This window comes from Nocardia sp. NBC_01327, from assembly GCF_035958815.1.
In the GTDB taxonomy this organism is placed as follows: domain Bacteria; phylum Actinomycetota; class Actinomycetes; order Mycobacteriales; family Mycobacteriaceae; genus Nocardia.
In genome coordinates, this window is record NZ_CP108383.1 from 2,988,797 (window position 1) to 3,009,492 (window position 20,696).

General features: G+C 67.7%; 15 protein-coding genes. 10 read left to right on the forward strand and 5 right to left on the reverse strand.

Annotated elements, in window-relative coordinates; translation table 11 throughout:
• Positions 1–5: 5 nt before the first annotated feature.
• From OG326_RS13200 to OG326_RS13220, 5 genes are all read left to right on the forward strand, one after another.
• Positions 6–341, forward strand: a complete 336-nt coding sequence (locus OG326_RS13200; RefSeq protein ID WP_327144922.1) for a YlxR family protein — start codon at positions 6–8, stop codon at positions 339–341.
• A 108-nt stretch (positions 342–449) separates the two neighbouring features.
• Positions 450–3,566: a translation initiation factor IF-2 gene (gene infB / locus OG326_RS13205; protein ID WP_327144923.1), complete on the forward strand. Its 3,117-nt coding sequence runs from the start codon at positions 450–452 to the stop codon at positions 3,564–3,566.
• A gap of 140 nt (positions 3,567–3,706) precedes the next feature.
• The gene (locus tag OG326_RS13210) at positions 3,707–3,997 is read left to right on the forward strand and encodes a DUF503 domain-containing protein (protein WP_327146468.1); all 291 of its coding nucleotides are present in this window, start codon (positions 3,707–3,709) and stop codon (positions 3,995–3,997) included.
• A gap of 26 nt (positions 3,998–4,023) precedes the next feature.
• Positions 4,024–4,470 (forward strand): 30S ribosome-binding factor RbfA, encoded by a 447-nt coding sequence (rbfA, locus tag OG326_RS13215; protein WP_327144924.1) that lies wholly within the window; start codon positions 4,024–4,026, stop codon positions 4,468–4,470.
• 33 nt (positions 4,471–4,503) lie between these two features.
• Positions 4,504–5,499: a DHH family phosphoesterase gene (locus OG326_RS13220; RefSeq protein WP_327144925.1), complete on the forward strand. Its 996-nt coding sequence runs from the start codon at positions 4,504–4,506 to the stop codon at positions 5,497–5,499.
• 95 nt (positions 5,500–5,594) lie between these two features.
• Here OG326_RS13220 and OG326_RS13225 read toward each other — a convergent pair whose 3' ends face one another.
• From OG326_RS13225 to OG326_RS13235, 3 genes are all read right to left on the reverse strand, one after another.
• Complete coding sequence (locus OG326_RS13225) at positions 5,595–7,451, reverse strand: outer membrane protein assembly factor BamB family protein (RefSeq protein WP_327144926.1); 1,857 nt, start codon at positions 7,449–7,451, stop codon at positions 5,595–5,597.
• Between the two features lie 210 nt (positions 7,452–7,661).
• Positions 7,662–9,236: a DUF4139 domain-containing protein gene (locus tag OG326_RS13230; protein ID WP_327144927.1), complete on the reverse strand. Its 1,575-nt coding sequence runs from the start codon at positions 9,234–9,236 to the stop codon at positions 7,662–7,664.
• A 62-nt stretch (positions 9,237–9,298) separates the two neighbouring features.
• Complete coding sequence (locus OG326_RS13235; protein WP_327144928.1) at positions 9,299–10,333, reverse strand: alpha/beta hydrolase; 1,035 nt, start codon at positions 10,331–10,333, stop codon at positions 9,299–9,301.
• 256 nt (positions 10,334–10,589) lie between these two features.
• On the opposite strand from OG326_RS13235, the gene OG326_RS13240 reads away from it, so the two are divergent.
• The 5 genes from OG326_RS13240 to OG326_RS13260 all read left to right on the forward strand — a co-directional run bounded on the left by OG326_RS13240 (position 10,590) and on the right by OG326_RS13260 (position 17,993).
• Positions 10,590–12,008 carry a condensation domain-containing protein gene (locus OG326_RS13240; RefSeq protein ID WP_327144929.1) on the forward strand — a complete coding sequence of 473 codons (1,419 nt, stop codon included), beginning with the start codon at positions 10,590–10,592 and terminating at the stop codon, positions 12,006–12,008.
• A 59-nt stretch (positions 12,009–12,067) separates the two neighbouring features.
• Complete coding sequence (locus tag OG326_RS13245; protein ID WP_327144930.1) at positions 12,068–13,891, forward strand: MFS transporter; 1,824 nt, start codon at positions 12,068–12,070, stop codon at positions 13,889–13,891.
• A 110-nt stretch (positions 13,892–14,001) separates the two neighbouring features.
• Entirely contained in the window at positions 14,002–15,579 is a 1,578-nt protein-coding gene (locus OG326_RS13250; protein ID WP_327144931.1) for a glycosyltransferase family 39 protein, read from the forward strand.
• A complete protein-coding gene (locus OG326_RS13255) occupies positions 15,576–16,511 on the forward strand; it encodes a glucosyl-3-phosphoglycerate synthase (protein WP_327144932.1) in 936 nt (311 codons plus the stop codon). The genes OG326_RS13250 and OG326_RS13255 overlap by 4 nt, the downstream gene beginning before the upstream one ends.
• Before the next feature lie 63 nt (positions 16,512–16,574).
• Positions 16,575–17,993, forward strand: coding sequence for an MATE family efflux transporter (locus OG326_RS13260; RefSeq protein WP_327144933.1), 1,419 nt, complete (start codon positions 16,575–16,577; stop codon positions 17,991–17,993).
• Between the two features lie 6 nt (positions 17,994–17,999).
• On the opposite strand, the gene OG326_RS13265 is transcribed toward OG326_RS13260, so the two are convergent.
• Positions 18,000–18,743 (reverse strand): succinate dehydrogenase/fumarate reductase iron-sulfur subunit, encoded by a 744-nt coding sequence (locus OG326_RS13265; protein ID WP_327144934.1) that lies wholly within the window; start codon positions 18,741–18,743, stop codon positions 18,000–18,002.
• 15 nt (positions 18,744–18,758) lie between these two features.
• On the reverse strand, positions 18,759–20,696 hold the full coding sequence (locus tag OG326_RS13270; protein WP_327144935.1) for a fumarate reductase/succinate dehydrogenase flavoprotein subunit: 1,938 nt from the start codon (positions 20,694–20,696) through the stop codon (positions 18,759–18,761).

Below are 20,696 nucleotides of genomic sequence, written 5' to 3' on the forward strand. Positions count from 1 at the left end.
GGGACATGTCAGCGGTAGAGTGGGAGCAGGCTCAGCGCGAGTCTCCGGCTTCTTTGCGCGCTGGACGGGTGCAATCAAGATCAGCACCTGTGCGGACCTGCATCGGATGCCGGAAACAAGTGCTAGCCGCTGAACTATTGCGGGTCGTGGCGCAGGAGACTGTGGTTGTTCCCGATCCGAGGCGTAGACTGCCCGGAAGGGGTGCCTGGTTGCACCCCTCTTCGCTTTGTCTGAGCCAAGCAGTTCGGCGCCGAGCATTCGGCAGAGCACTACGAGTGTCCGGACATCTGGATATCTCAGCCCTGGAGCATTACGTAGAGAACAGGCACGAGCACTCATGAGCACACCGTGAAGCACCAACGATGATCGACCATCGGAATTAATCTGGGGTCGTGCGGGCCTCCCTTCCCAAAAGGGTTGTCGCGCTCGGCCTCTCAGTGAGGAGAGCAGTGGCAGGCAAGGCCCGCGTGCACGAGTTGGCTAAAGAACTCGGTGTCACGAGCAAGGAACTACTCGCAAGGCTCAAGGAGCAGGGCGAGTTTGTGAAGTCCGCGTCGTCGACGGTGGAAGCACCCGTCGCACGTCGCCTGCGGGAGTCCGTCGCCCCGAAGAGCACCCCGGCGAACGGTTCCGCAAAGCCGGCCGCCGGTAAGCCCGGCGACCAGGCCCCGCGTCCGGCTGCGAAGCCGGTCCCCGGCGCATCCTCGGGACCCCGTCCCGGTGCGCCCCGTCCGTCCGCTCCGGCCCCGGCAGCTCCGGCTCCGGCAGCGCCCAAGGCTCCGGCCGCTTCCGAGCAGGCCGCCCCGGCGGCCAATGCCGAGGCGTCGGGACCGCGTCCCGGTGCGCCCCGCCCGGCCGCGCCCGCTCCGGCTCCCAAGCCGGCCGTGCGTGAAACCCCTGCTCCCGCAGCAGCTTCCGAGGCTCCGGCCGCGGCTGCCGCACCGCAGCAGCAGGGTCAGCGTCCGACCCCGGGCGCTCCGCGTCCGGCCCAGCCGGCTCCTGCCGCCGAGGCGCGTCCCGCGGCTCCGCAGGCTGCCGCTCCGGCACCGAGCGCGGCCCCGCGCCCGGCCGGTCCGAAGCCGGGTCCGAAGGCCCCGCGCGTCGGTAACAACCCCTTCTCCTCCGCTCCCGAGCGGCCCGCGCCGCGTCCGGCTCCGGGCCAGGCCCAGGGTCAGGGCGGCGCTCGTCCGGCCCCCGGCCAGAGTGGTCCGCGTCCCGGCCCCGGCCAGAGCCCGCGTCCCGGTCAGGGTGGCCCCCGTCCGGGTGGCGCCCAGGGTGGCGGTCGTCCGGCTCCGGGTCAGGGTGGTCCGCGTCCGGCCGCCGGTCAGGGCGGTCCCCGCCCCGGTGGCCCGCGTCCCAACCCCGGCTCCATGCCTCCCCGCCCGAACCCGGGTGCCATGCCCTCGCGTGCCGCACGTCCGGCGCCCGGCGGCGGTCGCCCCGGTGGTCCGGGTCAGGGTGGTCCGCGTCCCGGTGGCGGCGCAGGTCGTCCGGCCGGCGCCGGTGGTCCGTACCGCGGTGGCCAGGGCGGCGCCCCGGGTACCGGTGGTGCTCCGGGTGCCGGTGGCGGCGCAGCAGCGGGTGGTTTCCGCGGGCGTCCCGGCGGTGGCGGCGGTGGCCGTCCCGGTTCCGGTGGTGGCCGCGGCGGTGCCGCGGGTGCCTTCGGTCGTCCGGGTGGCGCGGTCCGCAAGGGCCGTAAGTCGAAGCGGGCGAAGCGCGCCGAGTACGAGAGCATGCAGGCTCCGGCCGTCGGTGGCGTGCGTCTGCCCCGCGGCAACGGCGAGGTCATCCGCCTCGCCCGTGGCGCCTCGCTGTCCGACTTCGCCGACAAGATCAACGCCAACCCGGCCTCGCTGGTCCAAGCGTTGTTCAACCTCGGTGAGATGGTCACCGCGACCCAGTCGGTGAACGAGGAGACCCTCGAGCTGCTGGGTTCGGAGATGAACTACGTCGTGCACGTGGTCTCCCCGGAGGACGAGGACCGCGAGCTGCTCGCCAACTTCGACCTCACCTACGGCGAGGACGAGGGCGACGAGGACGATCTGCAGTTCCGTCCGCCGGTCGTGACCGTCATGGGCCACGTCGACCACGGTAAGACCCGACTGCTGGACACCATCCGCCAGGCGAACGTCCGTGAGGGCGAAGCTGGCGGTATCACCCAGCACATCGGCGCCTACCAGGTGCTGACGCATGTCAACCAGCTCGATCGACTGATCACCTTCATCGATACACCGGGCCACGAGGCGTTCACCGCCATGCGTGCCCGTGGTGCGAAGGCCACCGATATCGCGATCCTCGTGGTCGCGGCCGACGACGGCGTCATGCCGCAGACGGTGGAGGCCATCAACCACGCGCAGGCCGCGGATGTGCCGATCGTGGTGGCGGTCAACAAGATCGATAAGGAAGGCGCGAATCCGCAGAAGATTCGCCAGCAGCTGACCGAATACGGTCTGGTCGCCGAGGAGTACGGCGGCGAGACCATGTTCGTCGACATCTCGGCGAAGCAGGGCACCAATATCGAGCAGCTGCTCGAGGCGGTCGTCCTCACCGCGGATGCCACCCTGGATCTGCGGGCGAACCCGGACATGGACGCGCAGGGTGTGGCTATCGAAGCCCACCTCGATCGCGGTCGTGGCCCGGTGGCCACCGTCCTCATCCAGCGCGGCACGCTGCGCGTCGGTGACTCGATCGTGGCGGGCGACGCCTACGGCCGAGTGCGCCGCATGGTCGACGAGCACGGCGAAGACGTCGTGGCGGCCCTGCCGTCGCGTCCCGTCCAGGTCATCGGTTTCACCTCGGTGCCCGGCGCCGGCGACAACCTCCTCGTTGTCGAGGAAGACCGCATCGCTCGCCAGATCGCGGACCGTCGTAATGCGCGTAAGCGCAATGCGCTGGCCGCACGCAGCCGCAAGCGCATCTCCCTGGAAGATCTGGATGCCGCTCTGAAGGAGACTTCGGAGCTGAACCTGATCCTCAAGGGCGACAACTCCGGTACCGTCGAGGCCCTCGAAGAGGCGCTGCTCGGTATCGATGTCGGCGAAGAGGTGCGTCTGCGCGTCATCGACCGCGGTGTCGGTGGCGTCACCGAGACCAACGTCAACCTGGCGTCGGCGTCGAACGCGATCATCATCGGGTTCAACGTCCGGGCCGAGGGCAAGGCGACCGAGCTGGCGAACCGCGAAGGCGTGGATATTCGCTACTACTCGGTCATCTACCAGGCGATCGACGAGATCGAGAAGGCTCTCAAGGGTCTACTCAAGCCGATCTACGAAGAGGTCGAACTGGGCCGGGCGGAAATCCGCGCGATCTTCCGTTCGTCCAAGGTCGGCAATATCGCCGGTTGCTGGGTCACCTCCGGGTCGGTCAAGCGCAATGCCAAGGCGCGTCTGCTGCGTGACAACGTGGTTGTCGCCGAGACGGTCACCATCTCCTCGCTCCGTCGTGAGAAGGATGACGCCACCGAGGTCCGCGAGGGCTTCGAATGCGGTATGACGCTCACCTACAACGACATTCGTGAAGGTGACATCGTCGAGGCCTACGAGCTGCGCGAAAAGCCGCGCGACTAGTAGGTGCGACAACCTGCCGGGTCGGGAGCGATCCCGGCCCGGCAGGGTTGTGTACCACCAGATTCCGACGCACTCGTGCGCACGCCGTGGAGCGCGTCGGCCATTCCAGGTAAGTGCGTGCGCATTACATGACTGAAAAACTGTTTGTGGGAGCGCTCGAGTTCGACATACTTCTCGGCGACGTACATTCGCTGAAGGAGAAGCGCTCCGTCATCCGCCCGGTCATAGCCGAGCTGATCAAGTTCGGTGTGAGCGCCGCAGAAGGCGGCGATCACGATCTGTATCGGCGTACGTTGCTGGGCGTCGCAATGGTCGGTGTGGGCATGGACCACCTGACCCAGGTGCTGGACAAGTGCGAACGGCACGTGGCAGCACGCCCGGAGTTACAGTTGCTGGCGGTACGCCGCCGCGTCTTCGGACCCGAAGACTGAATCTAACCAGTGAGGAGGGCACAGCCATGGTGGATCAAGCCAGGGCACGCCGACTCGCCAAGCGGATCTCCTCGATCGTGGCCACCGCGATCGAGTACGAGATCAAGGATCCGCGACTGCGGTTCGTCACCGTCACCGATTGCAAGGTGACCGGTGATCTGCGAGAGGCCACCATCTTTTATACGGTGATGGGCGAAACGCTCGACACCGAGCCCGATTACACCGAGGCGTCGGCCGGACTGGAGAAGGCCAAGGGCATTCTCCGTTCCAAGGTCGGCGCGGGTACCGGCGTGAAGTTCACGCCGTCCCTGGCGTTCAAGCTCGATACCGTGCCCACCGTCGCGAAGGAGATGGAGGAGTTGCTGGCCCGGGCCCGCGACGCCGACGCTCGTGTCGCACAGGTCGCGGTGAATGCGACCCACGCCGGCGACGCCGACCCGTACAAGGTCGACGACGACAAAGACGAAGACTGACCTGCGGATCTTCTGCGGGGGAGGAGACCGCCGGTGACGGAACCGGTCGATCTGGCCGCGGCGGTGTCGGTACTCGACACCGCCCGATCGGTCACGGTGCTGTGCCATGTCCAGCCCGATGCCGACACCATAGGCAGCGGGCTGGCTCTGGCGCAGGTGCTGCGCCGGCGGGGAGTGCCGGTGCAGGTGTCCTTCGCCGAGCCGTCGGAGCTGCCGGTGTCCATGCGCGGGCTGCCCGGCACCGAACTGCTGGTGCCGGCCAAGCAGGTCGTGCGTGAGGTCGATGTGCTGGTCGCGGTGGACTGCGGCAGTGCCGGTCGGCTGGGTGCGCTCGCGGACCGTCTCGGCGGCGCACGCATCAGCCTGGTGCTGGACCATCATCGCTCCAACACCCGCTTCGGCATGGTGAACGTCATCGACGAAAACGCTGAATCCACAGCGGGTTTGGTCGCCCGGGTGCTGGACGCCTGGGGTGAACCGATCGACCGCGACATCGCGTACTGCCTCTTTGCCGGTCTGGTCACCGACACCGGCTCGTTCAAATGGGCCCGGCCCGGTTCCCACGCTCTCGCCGAGCGTCTGCTGGCCACCGGTATCGATGGCGCCGGGATCACCCGGACCCTCATGGACACCCACCCCTTCGCCTGGCTGCCCATGCTGTCGCGCGTGCTCGCCTCGGCGGAGCTGGATCGCGAGGCCGCGAACGGTGCCGGCCTGGTCTACGTCTTCGTCCGCCGTGAGGACACCGTCGGTGTGCGCTCGGAGGAGGTCGAGAGCATTATCGACCTCATCCGCACCACCTCCGAGGCCCAGGTGGCGGCCGTGTTCAAGGAAACCCGCAGCACCTCCGGGCAGTGGACGGTCTCCCTCCGCTCGCACGACAGTGCCGACGGCTCACCGGGAGTCGACGTCGCCTGCGTCGCAGGAGCTTTGGGCGGCGGCGGCCACCGCTACGCCGCCGGCTACTCCACCACCGGCAGCCCCGGCGAACTCATAGAGAACCTGACCCGAGAGCTCGCTCAACCCTGAATCCGGCTGCGGCCCCCGCGATCGCCCCGCCGGGCCCATCGAGCACGCCATTCGCGAGGTTCGCTGCCGCCTGAATGGCGTTGCGGTCCGGGCGATTACCTCACCGAGCCGAAACCCACCAGCTCTGCGGACTGATCCTCCACGCACAATGCCAGTGTCGCGCCGGGCGCGGCCATAAGCTGCGTGAAGTCACATGTGCGGTTATCGGAGGCGATCGGCCGGTCCGCTGCCGGTCCGCCATTGTCGCGGCTCCATGACTGCAGGCTGGATCGGGGATTGCCTTCGGTGCTGCCGTAGCGGAATACGGCGACGATTTCCGCCGGTAGGAAGAGTAGCGGGCTGTCGTGATCCGGCTCAGGCCCGGTCAAAGTGTATTTTTCGGCGCCCTCGGGGAGTTCGAGGACGGGGAGACGATCGTGGTTGTAGCCATCATCGGTGTGGGTCGATTTGTCGACCAGCGCCTCGGTGCCGGCCTGGTCGCCGCCGATGGGCAGATAGTCTTTCTCGTCGGTGACCGGTGTGGTGGCGAGTTGCTGGGGCATCGCGAAGACGATGTGGTGTGTGTCGTTCATTTCGAGCCACCATATGACGACGACACCGCCGAACCGTTTGATAGACGCCACCGACTCCGGGGCGTTCGTCTCCGCGCTTCTGCCGACTTCGCGTGTCCCGATCACTACACCCGTTCGGGCGTCCCGGACTGTTGAGGTGAACCAGAATTCGCTGTGATTCGTGCAGCGGGAGATCTGATACACCACTGTCTCGGTGGCGGCGACGTCGGACTTGGACGGTTTACATTCCGGAGTGGTCGTATCCGCTGACCACAGCCGAAGCCCGCTGCGCGAGTCGTAACCCGTGATCCGGTTGTCGCCCACCAGGATCAAGGCCTCGGAATCGGTCCGGAGCTCGCTGCCGGGAAACTCCCACGACACTCCGGGCACAGTGTCGCGGGTGAAATCCGAACCCTGCCAGAGGATTTCCCCGGTCGAGGCGTCGAAGGCGATCCAGCCCAACTGATCCCACAGCGCGAGGACCATCGCTCCGTTATCGAGCGGCCGCAGCGTTCGCGGTATGTAGGCCGGGCCGAACCGGCCGTCGCGTTCGACGTTCCGTCGCAGGTAGTGCCAGCGGGGCAGGCCGGTCGAACCGTCATAGGCCGTCAAACCCTGCGCCGAGGCGATGACGAATCCCGCGCCCGCGGGCACCACGTCATCGGCAGCCGTTTCGCCGAAATAGTTGGGCGCTACCGGAATCGGTATCCGGTAGCGCTCCGCGCCGAGCCGGTCCGGTACAGCCGCAGACTCCGTCCGGGATGCTGTCGTATGATCTATATTTCGCTGATCATCACCCAGGCGGACGGCAGCAACAGCGACGCCGGCCGATACCAGCATCCCGGTCGTCAGCAATAGAGCGAGTACCTGTATCGGCAAGGTGCGGGTGTGTACGGGTCGAAGCGCGATCGGCACGAACAGTACCGTTCCGGCGACCAGCACACCGGCGGCCGCGATCGCGGTGGGCAGCATCTCGAAAAGCTGGTACTCGAAACTGATCAGGCGATATGCCTCGAGCAGGTGATAGTGCACTGCCATGAATGGCAGCACGACTACCGCACCGATCGTCGATAGCGCGACGAGGGCGTTCAGCCCCAGATAGCTGTCCCATCGCCGCACCACGCGGACCACGACGACCGCCACCGTGACCAGCATCGCGATTCCGGTCAGTAGGGCCGCGGTGGCGAGGTAACCGGGGAGCACCGAGATCTCCACCCCTGGGCCGGCGGTGAACCAGGCTCCGCGGTCCAGCCACTCTTTGTGCAGTGATCGTGTTGATGCGAAGCAGCGGCTGTAGACCGCGAGTGCCGTCCCGCCGACGATCAAACCGGCACCCAGTGCGCCCGCCGCCGCAGCAATCCGTGACAGCCACTTGCGCAGCGCCTCAACGCCATTGACCATGTCGCCCCCCGTGCTCCGACGTTCCGCGAGATCAGCTTAGTGTTCGCAGATCGAGCTGTCCGATGGGTATCCCTCTGCGCGGCGTAGACAATTCGCTAAACCTGCGCACCATCATTCGCCGTGTCGCGCCCTGCTTTCAGCGCTGCGTCGCGGTGGGGTGTTCGCCGACGGCAGTACGTGACACTGCCGTCGGCGAACGGGGGGGAGTGGTCAGTCGTCGAGGCCGTAGATGGTGATGCCCTTGGCGGATTCGACTCGGTAGCCGAAGGTGATGGTGGTTTCGGCTTGGGGGGACAGGTCGGTTTTCCAGGTGAGGACGCCGAGTTCGTCGCGGTCGGCGGGCTGGGGTTTGGTGGTGGTTTCGCGGACGGTGATGGCGGCGTCGCGGGATACGGGGAGGCGGTCCAGGACTGTCACGGTGGCGGGGCGGGTGCCGTGGTTGCTGAGGGTGATCATGTATTCGACCTCGGTGCGGCGGGCGGAGCCCAGTGTGGCCTTGGTGGCATTGCGGCGCACCAGTTCTCGTTCGACGCGGATGCGGTCGTCGACGCCGAGTGCGAGTTCGCGCTCCTCGCCGGGGGCCCAGGTCTCGAGGTCGGTGGCGCCGACGTATTCGGTGTCGTGGAACAGGGCCGCGCGGCCGGCGGGGAGCGTGTGCTCGGAGGTATTGCGGGCCGTGGCGCGCAGCACCGCCTCCAGCGACTGCACCGGCGCGGTCACATGATCGAGTTGCGCTTCCAGATCGAGGGCCGTGATCATGGCGCGGTGCGCGGTGCCGTCGGACGGTACTGCAATGGTGCGCTGTGGCGTGTAGGTCGCCGCAGTGATGCCTTGTTCGACGGCGGCTACGGATTCGCGGACCGGGGCGGACCTCGACGCGCGGGGTGCGGCCGCGCTAGGCGCCGCGCCCATGAAACTCGGCACCGCTAGATCGGAGTCCGATTCTTCATACCGGCGGCTATGGGCCATCATGGCGTTGATCTCAACCTGCGGTGCTACCGAGCTGATGAACCACGGATCCAATTCGGGGACGTCCAGCGCCTGCGCCGGACGGGCGGTGGACAGCTGCAACCGGCATTCGGGCCAGTCCTCGCCCGTGCTCTGGCGCACCAGCCCGAACCAGCGCAGCGTCAGCCCGGTCTCGCCGAGGCGCAGATCGTAGGTGCTGTACCAGCTCGCACCCGGCACCACATAGGACACCTCGAGGTCCACGGTCACCGGCTGTGCGGCATCGACGGTGATCACCGCGGCCGTGATATCGGTCCGGTTCTTTCCGCGCAGGTCCGCCAATTGCCGCTCGAGGGCCTGGTGTTCGCGAATGTGCTCCTGCCGCAGTCGTTCCCGCTCCCGCCGTGCGGCGTGGACGGCCCCGTACTGTGCTTCGAGGCTGTCGGCGAATTCGATGACGCGATCCTCATCGGCCTTCGCCAGCCGCTCGGCGGACCGCTGGGCGAGCCGCTTCAGAAATGCCACACGGGCCTCCGCGGCGCGGTCGGCGTCGGCGAGCTCGGTCATCGCCGCGTCCAGGGTGCGCATGCGGGCCAGCAGGTCCGCGACCTGCTCGTCACTGGTCACCGCCTGCCGCTCGGTCACGATATCGACGCCGAGCACCGTCACATCGCCCTGTCCGGCAACCCGGATCGAATCGTGCAGCAGGCCGGTGGGCAGGGGCGCCACCCGTATCCGATGCTCGCCCGCCACCAGATTCGCCTTGCCGGATCGGGTCACGCGGGCTCGGTCCGGGTACACGGTGACCGCGGTGATGGCGGTGTCGAGTGGAGTCATGTGCCCAGCCTGCCTCGAGTGCCCGATGCGGTGCAGGTCTTTTTCCCCCGGCGCGGTGTGGATCACCCGTGCAGGGCTCGGGCGAACAGGGGCCAGGAGTCGTGCAGATCTTGCTGCCAGTAGCCCCAGGAGTGGGTTCCGGCCGGGCGCAGGTTGAAAGTGGCTGGTATGCCCAGGGTTTGGAGACGGTCGCGCAATGCCAGCGCGCAGCGATCGGTAATGGCCTCGAGCACGCCGCCGCTGGTGAGCTGACTGACGAGTGTGGCTGCGCTGCCGTGTATTCCGGGTCCGTCGAGGGTGTCGAGGGGACCCGGGAGACCGGTACCGGTCGAGACGTAGACGGCGGTGCCGCGGAGTCGGTCGGCATGCAGGTAGGGATCGTTGGCAGTCCAGGCCGGATCATCCGGTGCGCCCCACATATTGACGGGATTGCCGTGCCAGCGCAGCACCACCGCATCGACGAAGGCCTGGCCGACCGGATCGCTGGTGCGGGCGCAGCCGCTGTAGGAGCCGATGGCGCGGTACCGGCCGGGTGCGTCGAGCGCCAACTGGAAGACGGAGGTGCCGGCCATGGAGATGCCCGCGACGGCGTTCGCGCCGGTGCCGTTCAGCGCCGAATCGATAATGGGCGGCAATTCACGGGTGAGAAAGGTGCTCCACCGCACCCGGCCCAGCGCGGGATCGTCGGTGCGCCAATCGGTGAAGTAGCTGCCACTGCCGCCCATGGGCACGACGACCGTGACCTGCTTGTCGTGGAAGAAGTCGACGATATCGGTCCGGTCCGTCCAGCTGCTGGCATCGGACCCGCCCGCCGCGCCGTTGAGCAGGTAGAGGGTGGGCGCCGGAGCCGAACCATCCGGTGCGCGAAGAACTTTCAGCGCGATATCGGAATTCATGGCGGTGGAGTGCACGCGCATATCGAGCAGGCCGCCGGAGTCCTCGGTCACCGCGAGCAAGCCGGAACCGTCCGGCGCGAGATGCGCGGCCGCCAGCACCGCGGCAGCTGCCGTCGGCTCCGCCCGTGCCGGAGCCGCGACACCGAGCCACGGCAGTGCGAGGGCGAGTGCGAGCGATACGAGTGGGCCTGCTGCCTTCACCCGAGACCTCCGATCGTCTGGAGTGGAGCCGGTCGGCTGGTCACGTTAGGACCAAAGCCATGCCGCGACAATGAATGTCGCGAAGCTTTGGGAGACCGTCCGGTCGACGGCACACAGGCTTGGGAATGATCACAGACTTTCGGCGCGGCGCTGGTCAGGGGGCCGCCGCGTGCCGTTCACTCGAAAATCTGTTACCGCCGGACACATGATCCCGGCGGCGACGCGTGGTTCTCAGCTGTAGGAATCGAGGGTCATCATGGTCGCATTCGGTCTGTTCGACGACTGGCATCCGGAGCCGGGCCGGCTCACCACCTGGACAGCATCGCCGCACTCGCGGGCGGCGGTGCGGCGGGCGCCCGCGCACGACGTGGGGCCGTCGTATCAGCAGGAGGCGTATCTGCGGGCGGCACAGCGCAATGATGGTGCGGGATTGCGGGTTTCACGAATATGCATGATCTCGTTCGATATACCCGGGGTGCCGGACCAGCGGGCCATGACCGCTACGGTGAATGCGTTCCTGCGCCGGCACGACACCTTCCACAGCTGGTTCGCGCCGGAGCGCGGTGAGTGGTTCGTCCGCCATGTGGCGGATCCGGCGGATATCGATTTCACGCCCGCCGCGTACGGTGAGTTCACCGATCTCGGCGCGCTGCGCGAACGGGTGCAAGCCGAGACGCCGGGCCCCTTCGAATGGGATTGCTTCTCCTTCGGGATCATCGAGCGTCCCGGATCGTTCACCATGTACGCGGCCGTCGATCATCTGCACACCGACGGTGTGGCGCAGGCGCTGTCGTGTGTGGAACTGCTCCTGCTGTACGGCACCGAATTATCCGGTGGCGCACTGGCTTTGCCGCCGGTCGACGGTCATATCGGCTATTGCGCGCGTGAGCGCCGCCTCAACGGGCAGCTCACCCTGGAGTCGGACTCGGTCCACCGGTGGGTGGAGCTGTTGCGGCGCAATGACGGTCAGGTACCGCACTTCCCGCTCGATCTCGGCGCGGCGGGCGGCTACAGCCGGGGTGCGCAGCTCACCATTCCGCTGCTGAGCGAGACCGATATGCTGCGCTTCGAGCAGGTGTGCGAGGAGCACGGCGGGCGATTCTTCGGCGGATTGTTCGCGGCCGTCGCGCTGGCGGAATTCGAATTGACCGGCAAGGAAGGCTATTTCGGCTTCACCCCGGCCAATACGCGATTCCTGCCGGGGGAGATGGACTCGGTGGGCTGGTACACCAATCTCATTCCGGTGGTGGTGCCGGTGGAGTCCGTGGACACCTTCACCGCGCTGGTGGCGGTGGCGCAGGAGGCGACCGAGCGGGCCCGGGATCTCACGGATATCTCGCTGCACCGCGTGCTGGAGCTGGTCACGCCCGACCTCGGCATTCGCACCCGGCCAGGTTTCGCGGCGCCCATGGTGTCCTATGTCGATGTCCGGAAAATGGCCGGTGCGGATATGTTCGACGCCATCAAGGGCGGGCTGTACGGCAGTGACGGCAGCTCCGGCGAGGTCTTCCTCTGGGTCAATCGGATGACCGATGTGACCACCCTGACCCTGCTGTTCCCGGACACTCCGCAGGCGCACGCCTCGGTCGACCGGTATGTGCAGAAGCTGGTCACCATCGTCACGACGGTGGCCGCGGACGGGGACTACGCGGTCCGGGTCCCGGCCCTGTCATGACCGTCCGGGAGTCGGACCGGGCGGACGCCGCCGCGAGGTCGCCGGGAGCGTGGATTGCCATGTCGGCGTGCCTGATTGCGGTATTCATGCAAATGCTGGACCTGACCATCGTGCATACCGCCATGCCCGCGCTGGCCCGGGATCTCGGGGCGAGTCCGTCCGCCGAACTGCTGATAGTCAGCGCCTACGGCCTGACCTTCGCCTGCGCGCTGCCGACCGCCGCCCGCATAGGCGATGTGCTCGGCAGGCGGGTCGTCTTCCCAGCCGCACTGGCCGGATTCGCCGTCGCCTCTCTCTGGTGCGGAATCTGCTCCAGTGCAACGGAATTAGTGCTGGCCCGAGCCGTGTCGGGCATCGCCGCCGCCTTGGCCTCCGCCCAAACCATCGCCATCATCACCGCCGCATTCCCGCAGCAGGCGCGAGCCACCGCCTTCGGTCTCTACGGCGCGGTAGCCGGCCTCGCGGGCATGACCGGACCCACCCTCGGCGGCGCGCTGATAGACGCGAACCCGCTGTCCCTGGGTTGGCGCGCCGTCTTTCTGATCAATATCCCGCTGGCCGGAGTTGCTGTGGCCCTGGCAATTCGGCGCGCACGGGCAGAGAGCTCGGTAGCAGAGCCCGAACGCGCCACTGGGGACTCCACACAGCCGGGCAGGGAGTTTGGGCCATCGGCGGACCGGCTCGGATCGGGAGAGAGAAACCTCGGGCGGCGAGCAGCGCGCCGTGGGCGCGTGTCGGGAAATCCCGGGCGGCCGGAGGGAACTGCCAGGCATTCGGCCTACGAGCCGGGGATGCCGGTTGGGTATGCCGCGCACGCTGTTTCGGAAACAGGGCAGCCGGTGGAAGAGTGTGCGCGCTCGAGTGCTGCTCCGGTGGTCGGGGAGTGTGCGTACTCGGGTGCTGCTGCGGTCGGGGAGTGTGCGTGCTCGGGTGCTGCTGCGGTCGGGGAGTGTGCGTGCTCGGGTGCTGCTGCGGTCGGGGAGTGTGCGTGCTCGGGTGCTGCTGCGGTCGGGGAGTGTGCGTGCTCGGGTGCTGCTGCGGTCGGGGAGTGTGCGCGCTCGGGTGCTGCTGTGGGGGTGGTGCGGCGGCTTGATGTGTGGGGGGCGGTGCTGTCGGCTGCGGGGCTGGGGTTGCTGGTTTATCCGCTGACCTATGGGCGGGAGTTGGGGTGGCCGCCGGGGGTGTTCGTATTGCTGGGGCTCTCGGGGCCGGTGCTGGCGGTGTTCGTAGCCGGGCAGCGGCGGCGGGTGGATCGGGGGTTGGAGCCGTTGGTGCGGCTGGAGTTGTTTGCTGATCGCGGGTTCGGGGTGGGGGCCGTGCTCATGGCGGTGTTCTATGGGGTCTTCACCGCGTTGCTGTTCACGGTGTCGGTGACGGCGCAGTCGGGGTTGGGCTGGTCCGCGTCACATACCGGGCTGGTCATGCTGCCGTTCGCGGTCGGTGCGGTCGCCGGGGCGCTATCGTCGCCGATGCTGGTGTCGCGGTTCGGAAACCGGGTGCTGACCCTCGGAGTGACGGTGTTCGCTGTCGGGTTGGGGGCGACGGCGAACACCGTGCACGCGGCCGGGACCGGGTTGGACATCAGGGAATTGGCATGGCCGGTATTCGCGGCCGGTGCGGGTATGGGCTGGTTCGCCGCGCCGCTACCGCCGTTGATGATTGCCGGTGTGGCCGATCGTGCTGCCGGGTCGGCGTCGGGGATCGTGCCGACGGTCCAGCAGGTCGGCAGTTCGGTGGGAGTGGCCGTACTGGGGATGGTGTTCTTCGCCCGGGTTGCGGCGCAGTCCTATCTCGCCGCGCTCACCACCGTGCTCTGGATCATGGCCGGAGTATCCGCGCTACTCGCGGTGCTCACGCTCGCGCTGCCCAGGCGGCGGGCATGAGCACCGGGCCGCAGCAACCAGAGACTTCTGCCGGAGAGGTTGCGCCGCAACGGGTTGCGATCTCTGCGGCCGGGGATACATCGCGGTCGGCAAGGGGGTCCGGCGCAGCCATGCTGTCGCTGGAACCCGGTCGCGCGGCCGGTGACTCCCAGCGCGGGATCATCCGAGATGCGCTGCCGCCGTGGGACGTGCGATGGGTGGGTGTGATCGCGGGGGTGACGACGGTGGTGCTGTGCCTGCGGGCGGGGCGGTACGGCTACTTCGGGGATGAGCTGTACTTCCTCTCGGCCGGGCGGCATCTTGCGATGGGGTACGCGGATCAGGGGCCGCTGGTGCCGCTGCTGGCCCGTGTGGCGGGGTGGATCGCGCCGGAATCGGTTATCGTGCTGCGGATTCCGTCGATCGTGTGCGCGGTGGCGGCGATCTGGGTGTGCGCCGCGCTGGCACGTGAGTTCGGTGGCGGCCGAGGAGCGCAGCGGGTGGCGGCGCTCGCGTACGCCACGAGTCCCTTCCTGATCACGGCGGCGGCAACGCTGTCCACCTTCGCGATCGATGCCACACTGTCCGCGGGGCTGCTCTGGATACTGATGCGCTGGAGCAGAATTCGCGACGATCGGCTGCTCCTCGGCGCTGCGGTCCTTGCCGTCGTCGATATGCAGGTGAAGCTGCTGATACCGGTCCTCGGCGCCGGAATTATGCTGGGAGTCTTCGTCTTCGGCCCGCGTGCGGTATTTCGCCGCCCACTGCTGTGGGCGGCGATTGCGATGGCCGGGCTCTCCACGGTTCCGAGTCTGTGGTGGCAGCTGCGGCACGGCTGGCCGCAGCTGGCCATGGGCCCGGTCATCGCGGCCGAACAGCGGGCGGCGACCGGCGGTGCGGGCGGATTGCCGATGCAGTGGGCACTGCTGCTCGGGGTGCTCGGAGGTCCGGTGGCCGCCGCCGGATTGTGGGCGCTGCTGCGGTCTCCCGCCTTGCGCCCCTATCGATTTGCCGCAGTCGCGGTGCTGGTGCAGGCGCTGTTCGTGATGGTCACCGACTCCAGGCCCTACTACCTGGCGGGCCTGTTCCCGGTACTGCTCGCGGCGGGCGCGGTGTGGTACGCCGATCGCGACCGTCGCATGTGGCTCGACTGCACCGGTCGTGGTCTGGTCGTAGTGTCGATGGTGATCGCTTCAGCTGTGGTTGTCCTACTCCCGCTGCCCGCATCGTCACTGCGCGAACCTGCGGACACGCAGCGCGCGCTGTCGCTTCGAATGCGCCTGTTCGGTGTGAGCGGCTGGGAGGAATTGGTGTCTGCCGTCGACGCGGCGGTACTCGCTCTGGACCCGGATACGAGTGCGCATGTGGTCCTGGTCGCTCAGAACTATTGGCAGGCAGCAGCTCTCGATGAGCTGGGCGTCGGCCTGCCGCCAGTGTACAGCCCGAACCGAGGGTTCGCCTACTTCGGCAGCCCGCCGGAAACCGCCACCACTGTGCTCTACGTCGGCGCGAACTCAGCGGAAACCCCACTGCGCCAGACGTTCTCCGAGGTTCGGCCGATACTCCGGTTGGACGCCCCACTCGGCTTTCCGGGCATCACCCGTCACGTCGTCATCTGGCGCTGTGACCATCCGCTGCGCCGCTGGTCCGATATCTGGCCGGACTGGCACACCACAATTCTCGATTCGGGTGAAGGGATAGATCGATGACCTACCGGAGCGTTTCCGCCGAAGTCACCTGGTTCCAGCGGGATTGGTCGATCCCGGAGCTGATCGAACGCAAGGCCGGGCGCACCGTCTCGGTGGTGCTGCCGGCGCTGAACGAGCAGGCGACCATTGCCGGGGTACTCGGATCCATCCGGGGTCTGGTGGGAACACTGGTGGACGAACTGGTGGTGATCGACTCCGGTTCCACCGATCAGACCGTGCCCATTGCCGAAGCCGCCGGTGCCACCGCGGTTTACACCCGCGAGCAGGCGATCCCCGCTATCACGCCGCGGCCGGGCAAGGGGGAGGTGCTGTGGCGGTCGCTGGCCGTGACCACCGGCGACCTCGTCGTCTTCATCGACTCCGACCTGCTGGCGCCGAATCCGCTCTTCGTTCCGGCCCTGCTGGCCCCGCTGCTGTTCGAGGAGCACATCGAACTGGTGAAGGGCTACTACCGCCGCCCCCTCATCGCCGACTCGTCGGGCGATGCGGACGGAGGCGGCAGGGTCACCCAGCTGGTGGCGCGCCCGCTGCTCGCCGCGCTGGCTCCCGAACTCGGCGAGGTGCTGCAACCGCTCGGCGGTGAATACGCCGCGACCCGAAAGCTGTTGACCGGCATACCCTTCGCGCCCGGCTACGGTGTCGAGATCGGCATTCTCATCGACGCCTGGCAGCGCTACGGTGCGCAGGCCATCGCCCAGGTCGATCTGGGCACGCGCATCCATCGCAACCGCCCCACCCACGAACTGGCCGTCATGAGCCGGCAGCTCATCGCCACCCTGCTCGATCGGCTCGGCATCCACGATTCGGGCATCGGCCTGGCGCTGTATCGACCCGAGGGCACAACCTGGCGTCGGACGGTCAGCGCGGTGTCGGTCGCCGACCGGCCGCCCATGGCGAGTCTGCAGGCCACCGAAAAGACGCTCACCAGCTAGAAACCCGCAGTCGCCGTGGCGTCGACGGGCATATCGGTCGGCGCGGTGTGCGATGGTGATCGAATGAGCGGTCTCGACGAGCAGAGCGGGGATGATCCCGCGGAGGCATTCGCCCATGTCGTGACGGCCTCGGCGCGGTCGGGGTCCGGCGGCGATCCGGCTGCCGCCGGACCGGGGCGCATTCTCGGGATTGCGGTGCCCACCCTCGGAGTACTGATCGCCGAGCCGATCTATCTGCTGTTCGATATGGCGGTGGTGGGGCGCTTGGGCGCGCTGGCGCTGGCCGGGCTGGCCGTCGGTGGATTGATTCTGGCGCAGGTCAGTACCCAGTTGACGTTTCTGAGTTACGGAACGACCTCGCGAGCCTCGCGGCGGCACGGGGCGGGGGATGAGCGTGGCGCGATCGGCGAAGGGGTGCAGGCCAGTTGGATTGCCGCCGGGGTGGGATTGGCGATTGTGGTTGTGCTGCAGATCTTTGCGGGTCCGGTGACGCGCGCCATCGCCGGTGGCAGCGAGATCGCCTCGGGTGCGGAGTCCTGGTTGCGGATCGCCCTGTTCGGAGTGCCGTTGATTCTGCTGTCGATGGCCGGGAACGGGTGGATGCGCGGGGTGCAGCAGACTCGGCGCCCACTGCTGTATGTGATTGCGGGACTGGTGCTTTCGGGCGTGCTGTGCCCGGTCCTGGTACACGGACTGCTCGGCGCGCCGCGGCTGCGGCTGGAGGGCTCCGCAGTGGCCAATCTGGCGGGACAGGTGGTGACCGCCCTCCTGTTCGTCCTTGCGCTACGGCGGTCCAAAGTGCCGCTGGCGCCGCATATCGCGATCATGAAGGCGCAGTTGGTGCTGGGGCGGGATCTGATAGCGCGCAGTCTGTCCTTTCAGGCGTGCTTCGTCTCGGCAGCGGCGGTGGCCTCCCGGTTCGGGGCCGCGTCGGTGGCCGCGCACCAACTGGTGCTGCAGCTCTGGAATTTCCTCTCCCTGACCCTGGATTCGCTGGCCATTGCCGCGCAGACCCTGGTGGGCGCCGCCCTGGGGGCCGGAAACGCACGGGGCGCACAGGGTTTGGCGCGGCGCATCACCGGCTGGTCCACCGTGTTCGCGGTGATACTGGCGGTGGTCTTCGCCGCCGGGTACTCGGTCATACCGAATTTGTTCACCACCGACCCGTCGGTGCTGGACCGCACCCATGTGGTGTGGTGGTTCTTCGTCGGCATCATTCCGATCGCCGGGGTGGTCTTCGCACTGGACGGCGTGCTGCTCGGCGCGGGCGACGCCGCCTTCCTGCGCAATGCCACCCTGGGATCGGCGTTCCTGGGCTTCCTCCCCGCCATCTGGCTCTCCCTGGTCTACGACTGGGGCATCGCCGGAATCTGGACGGGGCTGGTCGCTTTCATGGTGCTGCGCTTGGCCGCCGTGTCGTGGCGGGCGCTCTCCGGTCGCTGGGCCCGAGTGGGCGCGGATGTGCCGGGCCGGTTGGCCTGATGCTGATCAGCGTCCCTTCTTGGCCGCGCGCAGCAGATCCTTGTTGAGGCGTCCGATCACGTCCTGGGGTATCTCCTTCGGGCAGGCGAGTGTGCACTCGCCGGTATTGGTGCAGCCGCCGAATCCCAACTCGTCGTGCGTCTCCAGCATGTCGGCCACGCGGGAGTATCGCTCCGGTTGCCCCTGCGGCAGGAGGCCGAGGTGGGTGATCTTGGCGGCGGTGAACAGCATTGCCGAGCCATTGGGGCAGGCGGCCACGCACGCGCCGCAGCCGATGCATTCGGCCGCCTGGAAGGCGAAGTCGGCATCGGGTTTCGGGACCGGCACCGAATGGGCCTCCGGCGCGGCGCCGGTCGGCGCGGTGATGTAGCCGCCCGCCTGGATGATCCGGTCGAACGCCGAGCGGTCCACGACCAGATCCTTGACGACGGGAAAAGCCTTGGCCCGCCACGGTTCGACTGTGATGGTGTCGCCGTCGGCGAACTTCCGCATGTGGAGCTGGCAGGTGGTGGTCGCCTTTTCCGGGCCGTGCGGTGTGCCGTCGATGACGAGCGAGCACATGCCGCAGATGCCCTCGCGGCAGTCGTGATCGAAGGCGACGGGCTCCTCGCCCTCGCCGGTGAGACGCTCGTTGAGAACATCGAGCATCTCCAGAAACGAAGCGTCGGAGGAGATCTCGACCTGGTAGTCGACCAGTCCGCCGTTGTCCCGGGGACCACGCTGCCGCCAGATGCGCAGTGTGAGTTTCATGGGTGACACCCCTTATTACTTGTAGGACCGGGTGGCCGGGTGGACGTACTCGAAATTCAGTGCTTCGCGATGGAGGGTCGGCGGTTCGCCGGCGCCGGTCCACTCCCACGCCGCGACATAGGAGAAGTTCTGATCGTCGCGCCGGGCTTCACCGTCCTCGGTCCGCGATTCGGCGCGGAAATGCCCGCCCGCGGATTCGGTGCGATGCAGGGCGTCGATCACCATGAGTTCGGCCAGTTCGAGGAAGTCGGCCACCCGGCCCGCGCGCTCCAGCGATTGGTTGAGGTCGGCGCCCGAGCCCGGCACCGTGACCCGCTCCCAGAACTCCGCGCGCAGAGCGGGAATCAGATCGAGCGCCTTGCGCAGGCCCTCCTCGGTCCGCTCCATTCCGCAGTACTCCCACATGATGTGGCCGAGCTCGCGGTGGAAGGAATCGACCGTCCGGTCGCCGTTGATCGAGAGCAAGCGGTCGATCATCGAGGTGACCCGGTGCTCGGCCTCCGCGACCGCCACATCGGGTACCTCCCCGGCGAGACCGCTGGCCAGGTAGTCGCCGATGGTGGTCGGCAATACGAAGTACCCGTCGGCCAGCCCCTGCATGAGCGCCGACGCGCCGAGCCGGTTGGCGCCGTGATCGGAGAAATTGGCCTCACCGATCACGAACAGACCGGGAATGGTCGAGCGCAGGTCGTAGTCGACCCACAGCCCGCCCATCGTGTAGTGCACGGCGGGGTAGATGCGCATGGGCCGCTCGTACGGATCCTCGCCCGTGATCCGCTCGTACATCGTGAAGAGGTTGCCGTACTTGGCTTCTACCGCATCCAGGCCGAGCCGCGCGATCGCATCGGCGAAGTCGAGGTAGACGCCGAGCCCGCCGGGACCCACGCCCCGCCCCTCGTCGCAGACGTTCTTGGCCGCCCGGGAGGCGATATCGCGCGGGACCAGATTGCCGAACGCCGGGTAGATGCGCTCCAGGTAGTAGTCGCGCTCGTCCTCCGGGATATCGCCGGGCGCCCGCTGGTCGCCCACCCGCTCCGGCACCCACACCCGGCCGTCATTGCGCAGCGACTCCGACATGAGGGTCAGCTTCGACTGGTGCTCGCCCGAGACCGGGATGCAGGTCGGGTGGATCTGGGTGAAGCACGGGTTGGCGAAGTACGCGCCGTGCTTGTGCGCACGCCAGGAGGCGGTGACATTCGAGCCCATGGCATTGGTCGAGAGGAAGTAGACATTGCTGTACCCGCCGGAGGCCAGCACCACCGCATCGGCGGTGTAGGACTTGATCTCACCGCTGATGAGGTCGCGGACCACCACGCCCCGCGCCACCCCGTCGGCCACGATCAGATCGAGCATCTCGTGCCGCGCGTGCAGTTCGACAGTGCCCGTATCGACCTGGCGCAGCAGGGCCTGGTACGCGCCCAGCAGCAGCTGCTGTCCCGTCTGCCCGCGGGCATAGAAGGTGCGGGAAACCTGTGTGCCGCCGAAGGATCGGTTGTCGAGCAGGCCGCCGTACTCCCGGGCGAACGGAACGCCCTGTGCCACACACTGATCGATGATCTGCGTGGAGATCTCGGCCAGGCGGTGCACATTCGATTCGCGGGAGCGGTAGTCGCCGCCCTTGACCGTGTCGTAGAACAGGCGGTGCACGCTGTCGCCGTCATTGCGGTAGTTCTTGGCGGCATTGATGCCGCCCTGCGCGGCGATCGAGTGGGCCCGGCGCGGGGAGTCCTGGAAGCAGAACTGGATGACGTGGTAGCCCTGTTCGCCCAGTGTGGCGCCGGCCGCGCCGCCGGCCAGGCCGGTGCCGATGATGATGATCTTCTTCTTCCGCTTGTTCGCGGGGTTGACCAGCCGGGCCTCGAATTTGCGGGTGGTCCAGCGGTCGGCGATCGGCCCGGCCGGGGCGGTGCTGTCGGCGATCGGATCGCCGCTGCTGTACAAGGTTTCGCTCAT